We start from the raw sequence: 18,625 nt of genomic DNA on the forward strand, positions 1-18,625 counted from the left end.
GGACAGGTGCCCCCCGCGCGCATCGCATAGACTCGCGGCAATTCCATCCCCCTCCGAGCGCCCCATGACCCAAGCACCCGTCACCGCCGGCACGCCCTACGGCACCATCCCTCCCGCCTCGCCGCTGCCCCAGCGCCGCCCCGTGAGCCTTCCGCGCCTGGCGCAGATGCGCGAGGCCGGCGAGAAGATCACCATGGTCACCGCCTATGACGCCACCTTCGCGGCCGTGGCCGATGCGGCCGGCGTGGAGTGCATTTTGGTGGGCGATTCGCTGGGCATGGTCTGCCAGGGCCTGCACAGCACCGTGGGCGTGTCGCTGCAGGACATGTGCTACCACACCGCCAGCGTGGCGCGCGGCCTGCACCGCGTGCAGGGCACGGCCTGGCTGATCGCCGACATGCCCTATGGCAGCTATGCAGAAAGCCGCGAGCAGGCCATGCGCAGCGCCTGCGAGCTGATGCAGGCCGGCGCCCATATGGTCAAGCTCGAAGGCGGCGGCTGGACCGCGCCCACCGTGCAGTTCCTGGTCGAGCGCGGCGTGCCCGTCTGCGCCCACCTGGGCCTGACGCCGCAGACCGTGCATGCGCTGGGCGGCTACCGCGTCCAGGGCAAGAGCGACGAGGGCGCGGCCACGCTGCGCCGCCATGCGCTAGAACTGCAGGATGCAGGCGCCTCCATGCTGGTGCTGGAGATGGTGCCGGCACAGCTGTCGCGAGAACTCACGGCCGAGCTGCCGCACTGCCACACCATCGGCATCGGCGCGGGCAGCGGCACGGCCGGCCAGGTCCTCGTGCTGCACGACATGCTGGGCGTGAACCTGGGCAAGATGGCCCGCTTCGTGCACAACTTCATGGCCGATGCGGGCAGCGTCAAGGGCGCATTCGAGGCCTATGTGCATGCCGTGAAGAACGGCAGCTTCCCCGACGACAGCAAGCACGCCTGGTAGTCCGGCAGGCTGCACGATCCGTTTTTCCGCTTTCCGCTTCCCGCTTCCCGTTCCCCCGTTTTCCCATGCAAATCGTCCACTCCATCGCCGACCTGCGCGCCATCCTGTCGAGCAAGGGCCGCCCCGCCTTCGTGCCCACCATGGGCAATCTGCACGACGGCCACCTGTCCCTGGTGCGCGCCGCGCGCCAGCACGGCGACATTGCCGTGGCCAGCATCTTCGTGAACCGCCTGCAGTTCCTGCCGCACGAGGATTTCGACAGCTATCCGCGCACCTGGGAGGCCGACTGCGCCAAGCTGGAGGCCGAAGGCTGCGACCTGCTGTTCGCCCCGCGCGAAGCCGATCTCTACCCCGAGCCGCAGACCTTCAAGATCCAGCCCGACGCGCAGTTGGCCGACATCCTCGAAGGCCATTTCCGCCCCGGCTTCTTCACGGGCGTGTGCACCGTGGTGATGAAGCTGTTCTCGGCCGTATTCTTCGCCAGCGGCGGCGGAACGGCCGTGTTCGGCAAAAAGGACTACCAGCAGTTGATGGTGATCCGCCGCATGGTCGAGCAGTTCGCCCTGCCCGTGAACATCGTGGCCGGCGACACGGCGCGCGCCGACGACGGCCTGGCGCTGAGTTCGCGCAACGGCTACCTGAGCGACGACGAGCGGCAGCAGGCCATGGCGCTGTCGCTGGCGCTCAAGCAACTGGCCGATGCCGCGCGTGCGGGCCAGGCGCCGCTGGCCGAACTGGAAGCCTGGGCCATGCAATCCCTGGCCGCCCAGGGTTGGGAGCCCGACTACCTGACCGTGCGCCTGCGCCGTGACCTGCAGCCCCCCGCCGAGGGCGCGCAACTGGCCGGTGCACCACTGGTGGCCCTGGGCGCTGCGCGCCTGGGCAAGACGCGCCTGATCGACAACCTGGAGTTCTGATCCAGCGCAAAACCCTGGCGGCCATGGCGGTCCAAGCTGGATGCCATGGCCAAGAAATTCCCCATCCACCCCGCCCATCCCGAGCGCACCTGCTGGGGTTGTGACCGCTACTGCGCCCGCGACGAGCTGGCCTGCGGCAACGGATCGGACCGCACACAGCACCCGGTGGAGATCTTTGGCGACGACTGGATGGAGTGGGGTCTGCCACCCGAGCCCGCTGCAGACAAGGCTCCCGGCCTGGACAGCGCGGCGCGCTGATACCGCACCCCGCCCTCTGCCCTCAGCCGACCGCGGCCACCTCGGCGGCGAGCGCGTCCACCAGCCACTGCACCTCGGCCACGGCCGGCCGGTGCAGCGGCAGCAGCGCATGGACCTGGAAGGGAATGGAAAACGCCAGCGGCCGCACCACCAGCTGCGGCCCGGCGCAGGCACGCGCCGTCAGCGGATTGACGATGGCCACGCCCAGACCGTGCTGGACCATGGCACAGACCGCCACAGCGCTGTGGGTCTCCAGGTGCAGCTGGCGCTGCACGCCGGCCTGCTCGAACACGGCATCTATCTGCTGGCGATAGGGATCGTCGCGCGCCAGGCTGACAAAGCTTTCCCCGGCAAAGTCAGCCACCTCCAGCACCGGCCTTGCGGCCAGCGCATGGCCTGCGGGCAGCACGGCCACCTCGTCCATGGCGGGCAGCGCAAGGGCGCGCGTGCCCGGAGGCGCCTCGGCCAGCTCGGCCAGGCCCAGGTCGTAGCGCTGGGCGGCCATCCACTCCTGCAGCAGCGGCGCCTCCTGCGTGGCCACGCTGACGGCCACGGGGCCGTGCTCTGCGTGCAGGCGCGCCAGCGCTGCGGGCAGCAGCGCATGGCTGAGGGCAGGCAGGCACAGCACGTTGATGCGCGCCTGGTGCGGCCGCCCCAGGGCCAGCGCATGCTCCACCACCCGGTCCAGCCCCTGCCAGCTGCGCTGCACCTCGGCCCACAGCGACAGGGCGCGTGCCGTGGGCCGCAGCCGGCCCTGGGCACGCTCGAACAGGGCATAGCCCAGCAGGCTCTCCATCCGCGCCAATTCGCGGCTGACGGTGGGCTGGGAGCTGAACAGCATCTGCGCCGCCGCCGTGGCGCTGCCGCTGAGCATGAGCGCGCGAAACACCTCCAGGTGGCGGTGGGAGATGCGGGGCTCGGGAGACGTGTGCGGCAGCGCGGGGTCTTGCATGGCCAAAGCATATCCAAATCAAATAGACACCATAAGAACAAGCATTGGACTGAATGACCGCCATCCGCCATCATGCGCTGCAGTTCCCCTGAAAGAGACACCATGTCCAATCCCTTCTCGCCCGCCCAGCTCTGGGCCCTGGCCGACCAGCACGGCACGCCGCTGTGGGTCTATGACGCCGCCACCATCCGCTCGCGCATCGCCCAGCTCAAGGCCTTCGACACCATCCGCTTTGCACAGAAGGCCTGCTCCAACATCCACATCCTGCGGCTGATGCGCGAGCAGGGCGTGAAGGTGGACGCGGTATCGCGCGGCGAAATCCTGCGCGCGCTGGCCGCCGGCTACGCGGCCGGCCATGGCGACGACCTGCACAGCGACATCGTGTTCACCGCCGACGTGATGGACGAGGCCACGCTGGCCTGCGTGGCCGAGCACAAGGTGCCCGTGAACGCCGGCTCCATCGACATGCTGCACCAGCTGGCCCAGGCCTCGCCCGGCCATCCCGTGTGGCTGCGCATCAACCCCGGCTTCGGCCACGGCCACAGCAACAAGACCAACACGGGTGGCGAGCACAGCAAGCACGGCATCTGGCACAGCGACCTGCTGGCGGCGCTGCAGGCCATCCGCGACGGCGGCCTGAAGCTGGCCGGCCTGCACATGCACATCGGCTCGGGCGTGGATTACGGCCACCTGCAGCAGGTCTGCGGCGCCATGGTCGAGCTGGTGCGCGCCACCCGCCAGGCAGGCCATGACCTGCAGGCCATCTCGGCCGGCGGCGGCCTGTCCATTCCCTACCGCGATGGCGACGCCACCATCGACACCGCCCACTACCACGGCCTGTGGGATGCGGCACGCAAGGACGCCGAGGCCATCGTGGGCCACGCGCTGGGCCTGGAGATCGAACCCGGCCGCTTCCTGGTGGCCGAGTCGGGCGTGCTGCTGGGCCAGGTGCGCGCCACCAAGAACGCGGGCAGCAACCATTTCGTGCTGGTCGACACGGGCTTCAACGAACTGATGCGCCCCTCCATGTACGGCAGCTGGCACGGCATGGAAGTGCTGCGCTGCGACGGCCAGGCCATGCCCCTGCGCGATGCCGTGGTCGCCGGCCCGCTGTGCGAATCGGGCGACGTGTTCACCCAGGGCGACGGCGGCGTGGTGCTGCCGCGCGCGCTGGCAGGCGCCTCGGTGGGCGACCTGCTGGTCATCCATGACACGGGCGCCTATGGCAGCTCCATGTCCAGCAACTACAACACGCGCCCGCTGGCCGCCGAGGTGCTGGTCGATGGCGACAGCAGCCGCCTGATCCGCCGCCGCCAGACGGTGGAGGAACTGCTGGGCCTGGAGCTGGGCCTGTAACTGGGCCTGTAACTGGGCCTGTAACTGGGCCTGTAACTGGGCATGTAGCGCGCCAGGCGCCAGGATTTCTGACGCAAAAAAGCCCCAGGGCCTTCCAGCCCCGGGGCTTTTTCATCGCCGGGCCGCCCCAAGATGAAAAGCGGCCCCCTCGGGGGGCAGTGGACCTTGCGCAGCAAGGGAAGCGTGTGGGCCATTTTTCATGGACACCGAAGAATCACTCGCCGCGTGGATCGCGCGCCATCAGGTGCTGCACGGCCTCGGCCGCCTGCAGCCGGCCGTCCAGCAGCTCGACCACGGTTTCGGTGATGGGCATCTCCACATTCAGCAGCCGCGCGCGCGCCAGCACGGTGCGTGCGCTGTACACGCCCTCGGCCACATGGCCCAGCGAGGCCACGGCCTGCTCCAGCGTGCGGCCCTGGGCCAGCAGCAGGCCCACCTTGCGGTTGCGCGACAGGTCGCCCGTGGCCGTCAGCACCAGATCGCCCAGGCCCGACAGGCCCATGAAGGTCTCGGTGCGCGCGCCCAGGGCCAGGCCCAGTCGCGTCATCTCGGCCAGGCCGCGCGTGATCAGCGCGGCGCGGGCGTTCAGGCCCAGCTGCAGGCCGTCGCACAGGCCGGTGGCAATGGCCAGCACGTTCTTCACGGCGCCGCCCACTTCCACGCCCACGATGTCGGCATTGGCATAGACGCGCATGGCGCCGCCGTGGAAGGCGGCCACCAGGGCGTCATTGACCTGGGCATGCCGGCTGGCAGCCACCAGGGCCGTGGGCTGGTGGCGTGCCACCTCGGCCGCGAAGCTGGGGCCGCTGAACACGCCGCACAGCAGATCGGGCGCCACCTCGGCGCAGACCTCGTGCGCCATCAGTCCATGGGCGGCGGCCGAAGCGCCTGCGGGCACGGCCTCGAAGCCCTTGCACAGCCAGGCCACGGGTGCGGGCACATGCTGCAGCCGGCCCAGCCATTCGCGCAGGGCAGCCATGGGCGTGCCGATCACGATCAGGTCGGCGGCCGCCAGATGGCCGTCGATCTCGCCATGCACCACCTGCAGCGCGGCAGGCAGCGCCACGCCCGGCAGGTAGCGTGCGTTCTCGCCGCTGCCGTGCATGGCCTGCGCCTGGGCGGCGTCGCGCGCCCAAAGGGTCACGACACGCCCGTCACCGCGCGAGGCCGCGCTCATCGCCAGCGCCGTGCCCCAGGCGCCTGCGCCAATCACCACTATGTTCATATCTGCTCGACGTTGAAGAAGCGACGTTGATGAAAAAAAGAGGCCCTCGGGCCTCTTTTCTTGTACCACAGCGATGCGACGCGCCTGGGCGCAAATCACATCGTCCGGGAATGGACCGGCTTACTGCGGCAGCGAGTTGCCGTCCGCCTGGGCGGCTGCCTGCTGCTGCTCGTACATGGCCTGGAAGTTGATCTCGGCCAGGTGCACGGGCGGGAAGCCGGCGCGCGTGACCACGTCAGCCACGTTGCCGCGCAGGTAGGGATAGATGATCTGGGGGCAGGCAATGCCGATCACGCCACCCATCTGGTCTTCGGGCACGTTGCGGATCTCGAAGATGCCGGCCTGCTTGGCCTCGACCAGGAAAACGGTCTTGTCCTGGATCTTGGTCTGCACGGTGGCGGTCACGGCCACTTCGTAGATGCCTTCGGCCACGGGAGTCGCCTCGACGCCAAGCTGGATGTCCACGCTGGGCTGCTCCTGCTCCAGCAGGATGGCGGGCGAATTGGGCTGCTCCAGCGACAGGTCCTTGAGGTAGACGCGCTGGATCTGGAAGACGGGAGTGTCCTGTTCGGCCATGGAATCAGTCTTTCTGGGCAAAAAACCCTGGTGCGGTGACCAGGGCATCAAAAAAATCACCAACAAAATGCCCGCTGCCAAGAGCTTGCGCAGCGGGCACCTGGGCCAGCATTATGCAGTGCCCGTGTTTCAGCTTTGCAGCAGAGGCACCAGACCGCCGTCGGCATCCAGCGCCATCAGGTCGTCGCAGCCGCCCACATGGTGGTCGCCGATGAAGATCTGGGGCACCGTGCGGCGGCCCGTGCTCTGCATCATCACGTCGCGCGCGGCCGGATCGGTGTCGATGCGGATCTCTTCGATCTGCTCCACGCCCTTGGACTTGAGGATCTGCTTGGCCCGGATGCAATAGGGGCAGACAGCGGTGGTGTACATCTTCACGGCTTGCATGTGCGTCTTTCTTCGAGTTTGCGGCGTGCCGCCGGCTGGCGCCCGGGGCGCGGAGCAGCGGCTTCCATCGCCGTCAGATGGGGGCGCCTCAGGCCTTTTCAACCGGCATGCCGGCATCGCGCCAGGCCTTCAGGCCACCGGCCAGGGCCTGGGCCTTTTCGTAGCCCAGCTTCTTCGCAATGCCTTCGGCACGGGAGGCGCGGTTGCCCTTGGTGCAGATCAGCACCAGCGGCAGCGCCTTGTTCTTCACGGTGGTGGGCAGCTTTTCCTCGAACTGGCTCAGCGGCACATTCTTGGCGCCGTTGGCATGGGCGGCCGCGTACTCTTCGGGCTCGCAGACATCGATGACCACGGCCTTTTGGCGGTTGATCAGTTGCACGGCCTGCGCCGCCGTCAGCGAGCCGCCGCCTGCGCCGCGCACCAGGGGCAGCAGCAGCATCACGCCGGAAGCCAGCGCGATCAGGATCAAATACCAGTTATCGATGATGAATTTCACGTCATTCCTTGGGTTGGCAAACCTGTCAATTCTAGAATGCTGGCTTTTGCCCCCGCGACAGCCCAGCTTTGTCGCATCGAGAGACTTAGAAAGCCGCCATGTACAAGCTCGTGCTGATCCGCCACGGTGAATCCACCTGGAACCTCGAAAACCGCTTCACCGGCTGGACCGATGTGGACCTGACCGCCACCGGCGTCGAGCAGGCCAAGAACGCCGGCCGCCTGCTCAAGGCCGAAGGCTATGACTTCGACCTAGCCTACACCAGCGTGCTCAAGCGCGCCACGCGCACGCTGTGGCACACGCTGGACGAAATGGACCGCACCTGGCTGCCCGTGCAGCACAGCTGGCGCCTGAACGAGCGCCACTACGGCGGCCTGCAGGGCCTGAACAAGGCGGACATGGCCAAGCAGTACGGAGACGCCCAGGTGCTGGTGTGGCGCCGCAGCTACGACACGCCCCCGCCGGCCCTGGAGCCGCAAGACCCGCGCAGCGAGCGCAGCGACGTGCGCTACGCACAGCTGGACCCCAGCCAGGTGCCGCTGACCGAATGCCTGAAGGACACGGTGGCCCGCGTACTGCCGTTCTGGAACGAGTCCATCGCGCCCGCCATCCTGTCCGGCAAGCGCGTCGTGGTCGCGGCCCACGGCAACTCCATCCGCGCGCTGATCAAGTACCTGGACGGCATCTCGGATGACGCCATCGTCGGCGTCAACGTGCCCAATGGCATTCCGCTGGTCTATGAGCTGGATGCCAATCTCAAGCCCATTCGCCACTATTACCTGGGCGATGCAGAAGCTGCCGCCAAGGCTGCAGCCGCCGTGGCCGCACAGGGCAAGGCCTGAGCCGGGCCCGCTTGAGGTGAGCGCCTGCTGCGGAAATTGCGCTTGCTGCGCCGTTTTTAGGGAACCACGCGGGCGCTTGCCTTTCCAAGCGGGTGTATATTGACGCGGTTAAAGGGGTGATATGGGCCAGAAAATCAAAATTGCCGGCTGGGTTTCCGTAGGCGTAATCGCCGGAGCACTGACCACGGTTTCCTTGCAGACCGTGGCCCGCGGTGCCATGACCCCGCTGCCGCTGGAGGAAATCCAGCAGCTGTCCGCCGTCTTCGGCCTGATCAAGACCGACTATGTCGAGTCGGTCGATGACAAGAAGCTGATCACCGATGCCATCTCCGGCATGGTGTCCAGCCTTGATCCGCATTCGCAGTACTTCGACAAGAAGTCCTACAAGGAATTCCGCGAGGGCACCTCGGGCCGCTTCGTCGGCGTGGGCATCGAGATCACGCAGGAAGACGGCCTGATCAAGGTCGTCTCGCCCATCGAAGGCTCCCCCGCCTTCCGCGCCGGCCTCAAGACCGGCGACCTGATCACCAAGATCGACGACACGGCCGTCAAGGGCCTGTCGCTCAACGACGCCGTCAAGCGCATGCGCGGCGAGCCCAACACCAAGGTGCAGCTGACCATCCTGCGCAAGGATGAAAGCCGCAGCTTCCCCGTGACCATCACGCGCGAGGAAATCAAGACGCAGTCCGTCAAGGGCAAGGTGATCGAGCCCGGCTACGGCTGGATCCGCCTGAGCCAGTTCCAGGAACGCACGGTGGACGACTTCGTGCGCAAGGTCGAGGAACTGTACAAGCAGGACCCCAACATGAAGGGCCTGGTGCTGGACCTGCGCAACGACCCGGGCGGCCTGCTGGACGCTGCCGTCGCCATCTCGGCAGCCTTCCTGCCGCCGGATGTGACCGTGGTCTCCACCAACGGCCAACTGGCCGAGAGCAAGGAAACCTACAAGGCATCGCCCAGCTTCTATGCCCGCCGCGGCATGGGTGACCCGCTGCAGCGCCTGCCCGCCTCGCTCAAGAAGCTGCCGCTGGTGGTGCTGGTCAACGAAGGCTCGGCCTCGGCCAGCGAGATCGTGGCCGGCGCACTGCAGGACCACAAGCGCGCCATCATCATGGGCAGCCAGACCTTCGGCAAGGGCTCCGTGCAGACCGTGCGCCCCCTGGGCCCCGATACGGGCCTGAAGCTGACCACGGCGCGCTACTACACGCCCAGCGGCAAGTCCATCCAGGCCAAGGGCATCGTGCCCGACGTGATGGTGGATGAGACGCCCGAAGGTGACCTGTTCGCGGCCCTGCGCATGCGTGAGGCCGACCTGGAAAAGCACCTGTCCAGCGGACAGGGTGCCGAGGTCAAGGACGAGGTGCGCGAGAAGGCCCGCGAGGAAGCCCGCAAGCGCCTGGAAGAAGAAGCCAAGAAGCCGCCGGCCGAACGCCGCCTGCCCGAGTTCGGCACCGAAAAGGACTTCCAGCTGCAGCAGGCGCTCAACCGCCTCAAGGGCCAGCCCGTCATGGTCAGCAAGACCCTGACCGAGCGCGAGCCCGAGAAGAAGGAAAACTGACAGCGCGGCGCGGAGCGGGTCCGCGCCTGCACCAAGCCGGGCCTTGCGCCCGGCTTTTTCACGTCTGGAGACGCGAATGAACGACGATCAACTGCTGCGCTACTCGCGCCACATCCTTCTCGACGAAATCGGCATCGAGGGCCAGGAGCGCATCCTGGCAGCGCATGTGCTCATCATCGGCGCAGGCGGCCTGGGCGCGCCCGCCGCGCTGTACCTGGGCTCGGCCGGCATAGGCCGCATCACCCTGGTGGACGACGATGCGGTGGACATGACCAACCTGCAGCGCCAGATCGCCCACACCACGGACCGCGTGGGCCAGCCCAAGGTGGAATCCATACGCACGGCCGTGCACGCCATCAACCCCGGCATCCGCATCGACTGCCGCCAGCAGCGCGCCGACGACGCGCTGCTCGACGAGCTCGTGCCGCAGGCCAGCCTGGTGCTGGACTGCACGGACAACTACCGCACGCGCCACATGATCAACGCGGCCTGCGTGCGGCACAAGGTGCCCCTGGTGGCGGGGGCGGCCATCCGGCTGGACGGCCAGCTCATGGTCATGGACCCGCGCGACGAGAACTGCGCCTGCTATGCCTGCGTGTTCCCGCCCGATGCGCAGTTCGAGGAAGTGCAGTGCTCGACCATGGGCGTCTTCGCGCCCGTGGTGGGCGTCATGGGCACGCTGCAGGCGGCGGAAGCCCTCAAGCTGATCGCGGGATTTGGCACGCCTGCAACAAACCGCCTGACCATGTTCGACAGCCGCAGCCTGGATTGGAGTAGCATGCAAACCACTCGTGTACCGGAATGTCCCGTTTGCGGTAACAAGGCGTAGGAATCGGCTGACCCCGACGCCGATCCCTCACTGGCACAATCGCCCGCTGTCGCGCAGGACAATGGAGGCCGGGCTCCACCGGACTCCGATTGCCATCCGCGTCCCTATTGGATACAGCCGTGAAATTGCGCACCTATCTTGTTGAAGACAACCCTACGATCCGCGAGAACCTGATCGCCACGCTCGAAGAACTGGCCGATGTCGAGGCCGTGGGCATCGCGGAGACGGAGAGCGCGGGGACGGACTGGCTTCAGCAGAACCCCGACGCATGGGATCTCGCCATCGTCGACCTGTTCCTGCGCCAGGGCAGCGGCCTGGGTGTGCTCACCGCCTGCCGCGAGCGCCAGCCGCACCAGAAGATCGTGGTGCTCAGCAACTATGCCACCCCCGACATCCGCAGCCGCTGTGCCCAGCTCGGCGTGGATGCCGTCTTCGACAAGTCCAATGAAATCGACGCACTCATGGACTATTGCATGAATATCGATGCGGCGTCACTCAACCAACTCAAAACAGCCTGAACCCAAAGCACTGCATTTGATTTTTCACCAAAGAAAAAGGCTGCACGACTTGATAATCGTGCAGCCCGTATTTTCTATTGACTGAAAATCAATCGATCAGCCTGTTCTTCAGTGCGTAATACGTCAGATCGCTGTTGGAAGACAATCCCATTTTCTCCATGAGTCGCGTGCGATAGGTGCTGACCGTCTTTACGCTCAGTGAAAGCGACTTTGCAATATCACCTGCGGTTTCGCCACGCGCGAGCTTGAGGAAGACCTGGAACTCACGCTCGGACAGCTGTTCATGCGCTGGCGCGTCATCCTTGCGGTTGAGCTGCTGGGCCAGCAGGTCGGCCACGGCCGGCGTCAGGTAGCGGCGGCCCAGGGCCACGGTGCGGATCGCTTCGGCAATCTCCTGGGGATCGCACTCCTTGTTCAGGTAGCCGCTGGCGCCCTGGCGGATCAGGTTGATCGCGTAGTGCTCCTCGGGATAGCCGCTCAGGATCAGGATGCCCATGTCCGGCGCCTTGGCGCGCAGCATGGCCAGCGCGTCGATACCGCTTTGGCCCGGCATGGACAGGTCCATCAACAGCACGTCGATCTCGTGGGCACGCACCAGATCGATGGCCTCGCGGCCATTGGCGGCCTCACCGACTACACGCAGGTCCACGTGTTCCGAGAGAAACTGACGCAGGCCCGAGCGCACAATTGCATGGTCGTCCACAATGCCAATTCTGATCATGAATACCTCTTTTTCGGGGGACCAGCGGGATCGCTGGTCGTGCAAACAATATATGGTAACGGCCGGCGCAGGAACTGCCCCGGCAGCCGATAACACGAATTATGCAGAATATCGGCGAAGATCTTGTAGGTGAGAGGATGCTTATGCGTTGGATAAATTTCCGAAGAATTGCGATCAGCCTGGCATTCGCCATCGTCGCGGCCGTGCTGCTGGTGAGCATTAACGAGGCCAGCTACAAGCGCTCCACCAAGGCGCTGGAGGCCATGACCCAGACCCAGAACACCCGCTCGGAGATCAGCCAGCTGCTGCGGCTGATGCTGGATGCGGAGACCGGCCTGCGCGGCTACCTGCTCACGGGCGAGGAGCGCTACCTGGAGCCCTACAGCAAGGCGATCACGGCCATCAACTACAACATGGACGAGCTGCGCCAGATCTTCATCTACGACCCGCAGGAGCTGGCGATCTTCACGCCGCTGGCGCGCCAGGTCGAACGCAAGATGAGCGAGATGGAACTCAGCCTGCGCCTGTACCGCCAGGGCAACGAGGAGGCCTGGCGCTTCGTCATGTTCACCGACGTGGGCATGGAGAACATGGACGCCATCCGCGACTACACGGGCAAGCTGCTGTCAGGCATAGACCAGCGCTCGGCCAAGAACCTGCAGGACATCGAGCACACGCTGTCGCTGTCACGCATAGGCATCGCCACGGTCACGGCCCTGGGCGTGCTGGGCTTTTTCATGTACCTGCGCCAGGCGCACGCGCTGCAGCAGGCCCACCAGCGCGAGCAGGAGATCCAGCGCGACGAGCGCAACCGCCTCGAAGCCCTGGTGCGCGAGCGCACGGCCACGCTGACGGAACTGGCCAACCACTTGCAGCAGGTGCGCGAGGACGAGCGCGGACACCTGGCACGCGAACTGCACGACGAGCTGGGCTCGCTGCTGACGGCGGCCAAGCTCGACGTGGCGCGCCTCAAATCCAAGATCGACCTCAGCGCGCCGGACGTGGGCGAACGCGTCAGCCATCTGGTGGAGACGCTCAACAGCGGCATCGCCCTCAAGCGCCGCATCATTGAGGACCTGCGCCCCTCTTCCCTTTCCAACCTGGGCCTGACGACGGCGCTGGAAATCCTGGCGCGCGAGTTCGGCGAGCGCAGCGGCATCGAAGTCACGGCCAACCTGGAGCAGGTGGAGCTGCCGGAATCCACCCAGCTCACGGTCTACCGCATCGTCCAGGAGTCGCTGACCAACATCGGCAAATATGCCAAGGCCAGCCATGTCCTGGTCTCCGTGCACAACTATCCGACCTATGTGACGGTGCAGATCCAGGACGACGGCGAAGGCTTCGAGACCTCGGCCATGCGCCCCAACTCCCACGGGCTGGCCGGCATGCGCCACCGCGTGGAGGCCGCAGGCGGCCGTCTGACCGTCTCGTCCGAACTGGGCAAGGGCACGGCGATCTCCGCCGTCATCCCGCTGGCGCCGATCTCCACGGACAAAAGCGCCGGTACGGTCGCCACCGCCTGAAGCGGCAGCACCCGCCATGCAAAAGCCCCTGCGCGCCCACGCGCCAGGGGCTTTTTTCATCGCCGGGCCGCCCCAAGATAAAAAGCAGCCCCCTCGGGGGGCAGCGGACCTTGCGCAGCAAGGGTAGCGTGGGGGCCATTTTCCATGCGCGCCCCCGAATGGCTGCAGCCGGCAGCGGCTGCAAGCCCTGTGCAGCCGGAGCATTCCTACACTGCCCCCCCGCCTAACCCTGACGCCATGCCACGCCGGCCACCGTCAGATACACCTTTGGCGGCTCAGTACAGTCGAACCCATGCAAACAGCACTTGGCCCATCCGCCCCGTGCCGTTTCTTGGAAACGAACAACCCAAGGAGTTTTACATGCTGCACTACGCCATCGTGTTCTTCGTCATCGCCCTGGTAGCCGCCATATTCGGTTTTGGTGGTATTGCGGCAGGTGCTGTAGGCATCGCCAAGATCCTGTTCTATATTTTCGTGATCATGGCTGTCGTCACCTTTGTGATGAGCCTGATCAAGAAGTAGCGGCGGCGCCGCCTTCAGCCCCCTGCCAGCCCAAGCCCGCGTCCTGCGGGCAGCCAGCCCGGCAGCCCGACCGCCTTTCGCATTCATGCCAGTTTTGAGGAGATAGAACCAATGAGCCAAGCCGAGAAAGCCGTGAACAAAGCCGCCGATACCGCCAAGGACGTTGCCCAGGATGTCGCGGATGCCGCCAAGGAAGCCGTCAACACGACACGCCGCACTGCAGCGAATGCGCTGGACAAGGCCGAGGAAGGTGTCCAGTCCATCGAGCGTGAACTGAACCCCGTCATCGATGACCTCGCGGCACGTGCCCAGGAACTGGCCACACGCGGCATCAACTTCTGCGCCGACAGCTCCGACCGCGCCCGCCGCCAGCTGCAATCGGCCACCGAGGCCACCACGCGCTACGTCATCGAGCAGCCTGGCCGCTCCATTCTGCTGGCTGCAGCCACGGGCGCTGCCCTGGCCACCGCGTTCTTCATGAGTTCCCGCTCGCGCAAGTGAGCTGCCGCCGAGTCCCCTGAGTTCCCTCGAGTACCGTTACTCTCAATCTTCTTGTCCAGGAAAGAACTGATCATGCAAAAGTACACCCGTGCCATCGCTTTCGCTCTCGTCGCCGGTGCCACCGTGCTCGGTACCACCGCCTGCTCCGTGGCCCGCGACCAGCAGTCCGTGGGTTCGTATGTGGATGACGCCGGCATCACCACTGCGGTGAAGGCCAAGATGGCAGAAGACAAGAGTGTCTCGGCCACTTCCATCAGCGTCGAGACCCTGAACGGCACGGTGCAGCTGTCGGGCTTTGCCAAGTCCGAATCGGAAAAGGCCCGCGCCGCCGAGATCGCCCGCACCACCAAGAACGTGCGTGAAGTGCGCAACAGCATCGTGGTTCGTCCCTGATGCAGGCCCCTGTGGGGGCTGATCCAAGTACAAGGCCGGAGACTTCCGGCCTTTTTTCATCCAGGGCTCCAACTGCCGCACGGTCCGCCGCGAGGATTGCCGACCATTGCAGCCGACGGCAGGTACGACCCCTTTCCACCGTGCGCCGGACATACGGCGTAAAGTGACCGACATGCGAGTCTTCAACTGCGATGCCTGTGGCCACCCGGTCTTCTTCGACAGCGTTCAATGCGTGCACTGCGGCGCCACCCTGGCCTTCCTGCCCGAGCGACTGCATGTGGCCTGCCTGCGCCCGGTTTCCGGCACGCGGGACAGCGTGCTGTGGGAAAGCCTGTCCTCGCTGACGAGCGGCAAGCCGCCAGGCCGGCTCTACAAGATGTGCAGCCACCGGGGTCCCGTGGGACAGTGCAACTTCGCCCTGCCCGCAGACGATCCCCATGCGCTGTGCGAGTCCTGCCGCCAGACACGCTGGCTGCCCGATCTGTCAGACCCGTCCAATGCACTGCGCTGGACCCGGATCGAGGCCGCCAAGCGCCAGCTGTTCTACACGCTCGCCCGCCTGGGCCTGGGTCCCCGGCCTGGAGAGGATGGGCCGCGCTTCGAGCTGCTGGCCGACCTGCCGGGGCAGGCGCCCGTGATGACCGGCCACGCCAACGGCACCATCACGCTGAACGTGGTGGAGGCCGACGATGCCGAGCGTGCCCGGCGCCGCCAGGCCCTGCACGAGCCCTACCGGACGCTGGTGGGCCATCTGCGCCATGAATCCGGCCACTTCTTCTGGGACAGGCTGGTGGTGGGCGCGGGCCGTATCGAGGAATTCCGCCGCCTGTTCGGCGACGAGCGCCAGGACTATGGTCAGGCCCTGCAGAACTACTATGCGCGCGACCCGATGGATGAGCAGTGGCGCGACAACTTCGTCAGCGCCTATGCCACCTCCCACCCGTGGGAAGACTGGGCCGAAAGCTGGGCCCATTACCTGCACATGGTGGATCTGCTGGAGACTGCGGCCAGCTATGGCACCTGCATCACCATGCCTGGAGGCTCAGGGACAAGTACAGGTTCGGGCACGCAGCCCGCGCTGTGCGTGCAGGACCCTTTCGCGGTCCAGGCACGGCCGGACTTCGGCACCATGCTGGACCAGTGGGTGCCGCTGACGCTGCTGACCAACAGCCTCAACCGCAGCCTGGGCCACGGCGATGCCTATCCGTTCGCCCTTTCGGCCGGGGCCAGGCGCAAGCTGGAATTCGTGCACGCCGCCGTGAATGCGAGCGCCACGCGGCAGGCTGCCTTCTAAGAAGGAACTGCGAGAGGGTCCTGGCCGCCCTTGCCGGGCCTCAGGACAGCCAGGCGGTCAGGCCATCAGGAAGCGGGATCAAGGCGTGCGACCAGGTCGTGCGATCACGACCCACGATTGGCCTGTACCTTCTGCAGAAGGCGGGTACGCACGCTGGGAGAGACGAACTTGTCGATCTCGCCATCCAGCGTGGCGATCTCGCGCACGAAGGTGCTGCTGATGAACTGGTAGCGGTCGCTGGGCGTGAGGAAGACGGTCTCCACCTCGGGCATCAGCGTGCGGTTCATGCCGGCGAGCTGGAACTCGTAGTCGAAGTCGGTGACCGCACGCAGGCCGCGCACCATGGCCTTGCCGCCGCGCTCGACCACGAAGTCGCGCAGCAGGCCATGAAAGCTCTCGACCTGGACATGGGGATAGATGGACACGGCCTCGCGCACCATCTGCATGCGCTCCTCAAGATTGAACATGGTCTTCTTGTGGTGGCCCGCCGCCACGGCGACGATGACGTGGCTGAACAGCTGGGTCGCGCGGCGCACCACGTCTTCATGACCCAGCGTGATCGGATCGAAAGTTCCGGGATAGACGGCAATCACGTCGTGGCTCATGGCGGTCGCTTTCATTGGCTGCGCGTGCCCTGTCCGGCACGGATGGCGCATTATGCATTGCGCTGCAGCATGGCCGGTCGGCTGTGCGACCGCCGCGCTCCTGCCAGGGAACGCGGCCGCCACAGCGCCCTTTACTCGTCCTGCGGTGCCTTGCGCAGCAGGTGGGCGTGGACGGCGCCCGCCTTCAGATGGCGGAACAACTGCAGGCCACCGGCCTCGGCCAGTTGCTCCTCGGTCCAGGCCTGGGGCGCCTCCAGATAGACATAGCCCGTGGCGGACACCGCCTGCGCGGCGGCCTTCAGCGCAGGCTCGAACAGATCGGCATGGTCGAAGGGCGGATCGATCAGCACCAGGTCCAGCGTGCCCGGCGCCACCTGGCGCAGGCAGCCGATGCCATCGCCGCGCAGCACGCGCACGGACTGGGCGTCCAGGCGCTCGCGCAGGCGCTGCAACTGCTGGACCAGAGTGGCGTCCTGCTCGTTCATCAGCACATTGGTCGCGCCGCGCGATGCGGCCTCGAAGCCCAGCGCACCCGTGCCCGCGAAGGCATCCAGGCAAAGCCAGCCCGTCAGATCCTGGCCCAGCCAGTTGAACAGGGTCTCGCGCACGCGATCCGGCGTGGGCCGCAGGCCCGGGTGCTGCGCCACGGGCAGCCGCGTGCGGCGCCATTGGCCGCCGATGATGCGGACCTCGCCCGCGCCCACCGGCGCCGGCCGTCCGGCTTTCACCTTGGCGGCAGCAGGTGCTGCGGCAGCTGCCTTGGGTGCTGCGGCCTCGGCCGTGGCCTTTTCCAGCCAGCGCTTGCCGGCAGGGGTATGAATTTTGATGCTGTTGCGGCTCATTGTTTGCCTCCCACGACGACGGTCACCATGCGCTCGGGCTGCAGCATGCGCTGCATGGCCTCGCGCACATCACGCACGGTGAGCGCCTGCACGCGCTCGGTCCAGTGCTCCAGGTAGTCCAGCGGCAAGCCGTTCCAGGCGATGTTGGATACATTGCCCAGCAGCTTGCGGTTGCTGTCGATGCGCAGCGCAAAGCCGCCGATCAGGTTGTCCTTGGCGGCCTTGAGCTCCTTCTCGGTCGGGCCTTCGGCCACGAAGCGGCGCAGCGTGTCCTGCGACACCTTCAGGGCCTCGGCTGCCTGGTCGGGGCGCGTCTGCAGGGCGATCGTGAAGGCGCCTGCGTCCAGACCCGGCGAGAAATCGCTGTAGACGCTGTAGCTCAGGCCGCGCTTTTCGCGCACTTCCTCGGTCAGCCGCGAGGTGAAGCCGCCGCCGCCCAGGATGTGATTGCCCACCAGCACGGCCATGAAGTCCGGGCTGTTGCGTGCAATGCCCGGCTGGGCGATCAGCACCTGCGCCTGGGCCGAGGCGAAGGGGATGTTCTCGTTGACCGGCGCCTTGAGCGCCTGCACCTTGGGCACGTCGGGCAGAGGCGCGCAGGCACTGGCGTCCTGGCCCTGCGCCGCCTGCAGCGGAGCCAGCAGTTGCTGCACCAGCTGATCGGCCTGTTCACGGCTGACCGCACCGACGATGCTGACCTTGGCGCGGCAGGCCGCGATCAGGCGGAGGTGGAAGGACTGCATGTCGGACAGGTCGATGTGCGCGAGGCTCTCGCCCGTGGCGCGTGCGCCGTAGGGATGGGTGCCGAACACGCCCTGGCTCAGGGCCTTGCCGGCCACCGTGCCGGGGCGCGTGTCCGATTCCTTGATGGCCGCAGTCCAGCGCTCGCGCTCGCGCAGCCACACGTCCTGCGGCCAGCTGGGGTTGGCGATCTGGCGCGACGCCAGCGCCACGGCGCGCTGCAGCAGCGCAGGCTCGGTCAGTGAGCGCAGCCCGTAGCTGAAGCTGTCGCGGCCCGCCTGGGCGCCAAAGCTGGCACCCAGATCGGCCCAGGCCTGGCCCAGGCCGTTCTCGTCCAGCGCAGGCGCATCGCCCTGGGCGGTCACGCCCTTGGAGGCCATCAGCGCCACGGCGCTGGCCAGGCCGACCTGGTTGGCGGGATCGCGCCGGCTGCCGGCATCGAAGTCCATCTGCACATCGACCATGGGAATGCCCGGGCTGTCCACCAGCCAGACCTGCGCCCCGCTGGGCTGGGTCCATTGCTGGATGGGCAGCAGGGCCCATGCGGACGTGGCACCAAAGCCCATGCCCACGCCTGCCAGCACCGTGCTGGCCACCATTTTTTTCATGTTCTTCATCTTCAC

At 66.6% G+C, this 18,625-nt stretch carries 22 protein-coding genes; 13 read left to right on the top strand and 9 right to left on the bottom strand.

The features are described 5' to 3' along the window. Positions 1-64 precede the first annotated feature (64 nt). From panB to AC57B5_RS13445, 3 genes are all read left to right on the top strand, one after another. Positions 65-946 carry a 3-methyl-2-oxobutanoate hydroxymethyltransferase gene (gene panB, locus AC57B5_RS13435; protein WP_012203749.1) on the top strand — a complete coding sequence of 294 codons (882 nt, stop codon included), beginning with the start codon at positions 65-67 and terminating at the stop codon, positions 944-946. Positions 947-1,011: 65 nt separating this feature from the next. Continuing rightward, the gene (panC, locus tag AC57B5_RS13440) at positions 1,012-1,863 is read left to right on the top strand and encodes a pantoate--beta-alanine ligase (protein WP_012203748.1); all 852 of its coding nucleotides are present in this window, start codon (positions 1,012-1,014) and stop codon (positions 1,861-1,863) included. Between the two features lie 45 nt (positions 1,864-1,908). Further along, positions 1,909-2,121 (top strand): DUF3079 domain-containing protein, encoded by a 213-nt coding sequence (locus tag AC57B5_RS13445; protein WP_013803920.1) that lies wholly within the window; start codon positions 1,909-1,911, stop codon positions 2,119-2,121. 22 nt (positions 2,122-2,143) lie between these two features. On the opposite strand, the gene AC57B5_RS13450 is transcribed toward AC57B5_RS13445, so the two are convergent. Beyond that, a complete protein-coding gene (locus AC57B5_RS13450) occupies positions 2,144-3,073 on the bottom strand; it encodes a LysR family transcriptional regulator (protein WP_013803921.1) in 930 nt (309 codons plus the stop codon). Between the two features lie 102 nt (positions 3,074-3,175). Here AC57B5_RS13450 and lysA point away from each other — a divergent pair, with 102 nt between their 5' ends. Then, entirely contained in the window at positions 3,176-4,429 is a 1,254-nt protein-coding gene (gene lysA / locus AC57B5_RS13455) for a diaminopimelate decarboxylase (RefSeq protein ID WP_496399722.1), read from the top strand. 214 nt (positions 4,430-4,643) lie between these two features. Here lysA and AC57B5_RS13460 read toward each other — a convergent pair whose 3' ends face one another. The 4 genes from AC57B5_RS13460 to AC57B5_RS13475 all read right to left on the bottom strand — a co-directional run bounded on the left by AC57B5_RS13460 (position 4,644) and on the right by AC57B5_RS13475 (position 7,113). Then, the gene (locus AC57B5_RS13460) at positions 4,644-5,654 is read right to left on the bottom strand and encodes an NAD(P)H-dependent glycerol-3-phosphate dehydrogenase (RefSeq protein ID WP_496399723.1); all 1,011 of its coding nucleotides are present in this window, start codon (positions 5,652-5,654) and stop codon (positions 4,644-4,646) included. Positions 5,655-5,774: 120 nt separating this feature from the next. After that, entirely contained in the window at positions 5,775-6,230 is a 456-nt protein-coding gene (gene secB / locus AC57B5_RS13465; RefSeq protein ID WP_013803924.1) for a protein-export chaperone SecB, read from the bottom strand. Between the two features lie 129 nt (positions 6,231-6,359). Then, positions 6,360-6,617, bottom strand: a complete 258-nt coding sequence (gene grxC / locus AC57B5_RS13470) for a glutaredoxin 3 (RefSeq protein ID WP_034390758.1) — start codon at positions 6,615-6,617, stop codon at positions 6,360-6,362. Between the two features lie 88 nt (positions 6,618-6,705). Then, positions 6,706-7,113: a rhodanese-like domain-containing protein gene (locus AC57B5_RS13475; RefSeq protein WP_013803926.1), complete on the bottom strand. Its 408-nt coding sequence runs from the start codon at positions 7,111-7,113 to the stop codon at positions 6,706-6,708. 98 nt (positions 7,114-7,211) lie between these two features. Here AC57B5_RS13475 and gpmA point away from each other — a divergent pair, with 98 nt between their 5' ends. From gpmA to AC57B5_RS13495, 4 genes are all read left to right on the top strand, one after another. Further along, positions 7,212-7,955 (top strand): 2,3-diphosphoglycerate-dependent phosphoglycerate mutase, encoded by a 744-nt coding sequence (gene gpmA, locus AC57B5_RS13480; protein ID WP_012203740.1) that lies wholly within the window; start codon positions 7,212-7,214, stop codon positions 7,953-7,955. 121 nt (positions 7,956-8,076) lie between these two features. Continuing rightward, entirely contained in the window at positions 8,077-9,513 is a 1,437-nt protein-coding gene (locus tag AC57B5_RS13485; RefSeq protein ID WP_013803927.1) for a S41 family peptidase, read from the top strand. A 76-nt stretch (positions 9,514-9,589) separates the two neighbouring features. Then, positions 9,590-10,342, top strand: a complete 753-nt coding sequence (locus tag AC57B5_RS13490) for a HesA/MoeB/ThiF family protein (protein WP_012203738.1) — start codon at positions 9,590-9,592, stop codon at positions 10,340-10,342. A gap of 119 nt (positions 10,343-10,461) precedes the next feature. Further along, positions 10,462-10,860 carry a response regulator gene (locus AC57B5_RS13495; RefSeq protein ID WP_013803928.1) on the top strand — a complete coding sequence of 133 codons (399 nt, stop codon included), beginning with the start codon at positions 10,462-10,464 and terminating at the stop codon, positions 10,858-10,860. An 88-nt stretch (positions 10,861-10,948) separates the two neighbouring features. Here AC57B5_RS13495 and AC57B5_RS13500 read toward each other — a convergent pair whose 3' ends face one another. Further along, positions 10,949-11,581, bottom strand: a complete 633-nt coding sequence (locus tag AC57B5_RS13500) for a response regulator (protein WP_012203736.1) — start codon at positions 11,579-11,581, stop codon at positions 10,949-10,951. 143 nt (positions 11,582-11,724) lie between these two features. On the opposite strand from AC57B5_RS13500, the gene AC57B5_RS13505 reads away from it, so the two are divergent. The 5 genes from AC57B5_RS13505 to AC57B5_RS13525 all read left to right on the top strand — a co-directional run bounded on the left by AC57B5_RS13505 (position 11,725) and on the right by AC57B5_RS13525 (position 15,814). Beyond that, positions 11,725-13,104, top strand: coding sequence for a sensor histidine kinase (locus AC57B5_RS13505; protein ID WP_013803929.1), 1,380 nt, complete (start codon positions 11,725-11,727; stop codon positions 13,102-13,104). Between the two features lie 360 nt (positions 13,105-13,464). Then, positions 13,465-13,626, top strand: a complete 162-nt coding sequence (locus AC57B5_RS13510; RefSeq protein ID WP_013803930.1) for a DUF1328 domain-containing protein — start codon at positions 13,465-13,467, stop codon at positions 13,624-13,626. 111 nt (positions 13,627-13,737) lie between these two features. After that, positions 13,738-14,127, top strand: coding sequence for a hypothetical protein (locus AC57B5_RS13515; RefSeq protein ID WP_013803931.1), 390 nt, complete (start codon positions 13,738-13,740; stop codon positions 14,125-14,127). A 72-nt stretch (positions 14,128-14,199) separates the two neighbouring features. Then, a complete protein-coding gene (locus AC57B5_RS13520) occupies positions 14,200-14,520 on the top strand; it encodes a BON domain-containing protein (RefSeq protein ID WP_013803932.1) in 321 nt (106 codons plus the stop codon). A 172-nt stretch (positions 14,521-14,692) separates the two neighbouring features. Further along, on the top strand, positions 14,693-15,814 hold the full coding sequence (locus AC57B5_RS13525; protein WP_496400114.1) for a zinc-binding metallopeptidase family protein: 1,122 nt from the start codon (positions 14,693-14,695) through the stop codon (positions 15,812-15,814). A 104-nt stretch (positions 15,815-15,918) separates the two neighbouring features. Here AC57B5_RS13525 and coaD read toward each other — a convergent pair whose 3' ends face one another. From coaD to AC57B5_RS13540, 3 genes are all read right to left on the bottom strand, one after another. Beyond that, positions 15,919-16,419: a pantetheine-phosphate adenylyltransferase gene (coaD, locus tag AC57B5_RS13530; protein ID WP_013803934.1), complete on the bottom strand. Its 501-nt coding sequence runs from the start codon at positions 16,417-16,419 to the stop codon at positions 15,919-15,921. A gap of 131 nt (positions 16,420-16,550) precedes the next feature. Next, positions 16,551-17,261, bottom strand: coding sequence for a 16S rRNA (guanine(966)-N(2))-methyltransferase RsmD (rsmD, locus tag AC57B5_RS13535; protein WP_496399724.1), 711 nt, complete (start codon positions 17,259-17,261; stop codon positions 16,551-16,553). Continuing rightward, positions 17,258-18,619: a M16 family metallopeptidase gene (locus AC57B5_RS13540; RefSeq protein ID WP_496399725.1), complete on the bottom strand. Its 1,362-nt coding sequence runs from the start codon at positions 18,617-18,619 to the stop codon at positions 17,258-17,260. Before AC57B5_RS13540 ends, rsmD begins: the two co-directional genes overlap by 4 nt. Positions 18,620-18,625 lie beyond the last annotated feature (6 nt).

Source organism: Delftia sp. BGA-UO-ETr-SB1 (assembly GCF_059567865.1).

What these genes read in the sequence shown, in the direction of transcription:
- panB (WP_012203749.1), top strand. Translation starts at nt 65, where the DNA reads ATGACCCAAGCACCCGTCACCGCCGGCACGCCCTACGGCACCATCCCT.
- panC (WP_012203748.1), top strand. Translation starts at nt 1,012, where the DNA reads ATGCAAATCGTCCACTCCATCGCCGACCTGCGCGCCATCCTGTCGAGC.
- AC57B5_RS13445 (WP_013803920.1), top strand. Translation starts at nt 1,909, where the DNA reads ATGGCCAAGAAATTCCCCATCCACCCCGCCCATCCCGAGCGCACCTGC.
- AC57B5_RS13450 (WP_013803921.1), bottom strand. Translation starts at nt 3,073, where the DNA reads ATGCAAGACCCCGCGCTGCCGCACACGTCTCCCGAGCCCCGCATCTCC.
- lysA (WP_496399722.1), top strand. Translation starts at nt 3,176, where the DNA reads ATGTCCAATCCCTTCTCGCCCGCCCAGCTCTGGGCCCTGGCCGACCAG.
- AC57B5_RS13460 (WP_496399723.1), bottom strand. Translation starts at nt 5,654, where the DNA reads ATGAACATAGTGGTGATTGGCGCAGGCGCCTGGGGCACGGCGCTGGCG.
- secB (WP_013803924.1), bottom strand. Translation starts at nt 6,230, where the DNA reads ATGGCCGAACAGGACACTCCCGTCTTCCAGATCCAGCGCGTCTACCTC.
- grxC (WP_034390758.1), bottom strand. Translation starts at nt 6,617, where the DNA reads ATGCAAGCCGTGAAGATGTACACCACCGCTGTCTGCCCCTATTGCATC.
- gpmA (WP_012203740.1), top strand. Translation starts at nt 7,212, where the DNA reads ATGTACAAGCTCGTGCTGATCCGCCACGGTGAATCCACCTGGAACCTC.
- AC57B5_RS13485 (WP_013803927.1), top strand. Translation starts at nt 8,077, where the DNA reads ATGGGCCAGAAAATCAAAATTGCCGGCTGGGTTTCCGTAGGCGTAATC.
- AC57B5_RS13490 (WP_012203738.1), top strand. Translation starts at nt 9,590, where the DNA reads ATGAACGACGATCAACTGCTGCGCTACTCGCGCCACATCCTTCTCGAC.
- AC57B5_RS13500 (WP_012203736.1), bottom strand. Translation starts at nt 11,581, where the DNA reads ATGATCAGAATTGGCATTGTGGACGACCATGCAATTGTGCGCTCGGGC.
- AC57B5_RS13505 (WP_013803929.1), top strand. Translation starts at nt 11,725, where the DNA reads ATGCGTTGGATAAATTTCCGAAGAATTGCGATCAGCCTGGCATTCGCC.
- AC57B5_RS13510 (WP_013803930.1), top strand. Translation starts at nt 13,465, where the DNA reads ATGCTGCACTACGCCATCGTGTTCTTCGTCATCGCCCTGGTAGCCGCC.
- AC57B5_RS13515 (WP_013803931.1), top strand. Translation starts at nt 13,738, where the DNA reads ATGAGCCAAGCCGAGAAAGCCGTGAACAAAGCCGCCGATACCGCCAAG.
- AC57B5_RS13520 (WP_013803932.1), top strand. Translation starts at nt 14,200, where the DNA reads ATGCAAAAGTACACCCGTGCCATCGCTTTCGCTCTCGTCGCCGGTGCC.
- AC57B5_RS13525 (WP_496400114.1), top strand. Translation starts at nt 14,693, where the DNA reads ATGCGAGTCTTCAACTGCGATGCCTGTGGCCACCCGGTCTTCTTCGAC.
- coaD (WP_013803934.1), bottom strand. Translation starts at nt 16,419, where the DNA reads ATGAGCCACGACGTGATTGCCGTCTATCCCGGAACTTTCGATCCGATC.
- rsmD (WP_496399724.1), bottom strand. Translation starts at nt 17,261, where the DNA reads ATGAGCCGCAACAGCATCAAAATTCATACCCCTGCCGGCAAGCGCTGG.
- AC57B5_RS13540 (WP_496399725.1), bottom strand. Translation starts at nt 18,619, where the DNA reads ATGAAGAACATGAAAAAAATGGTGGCCAGCACGGTGCTGGCAGGCGTG.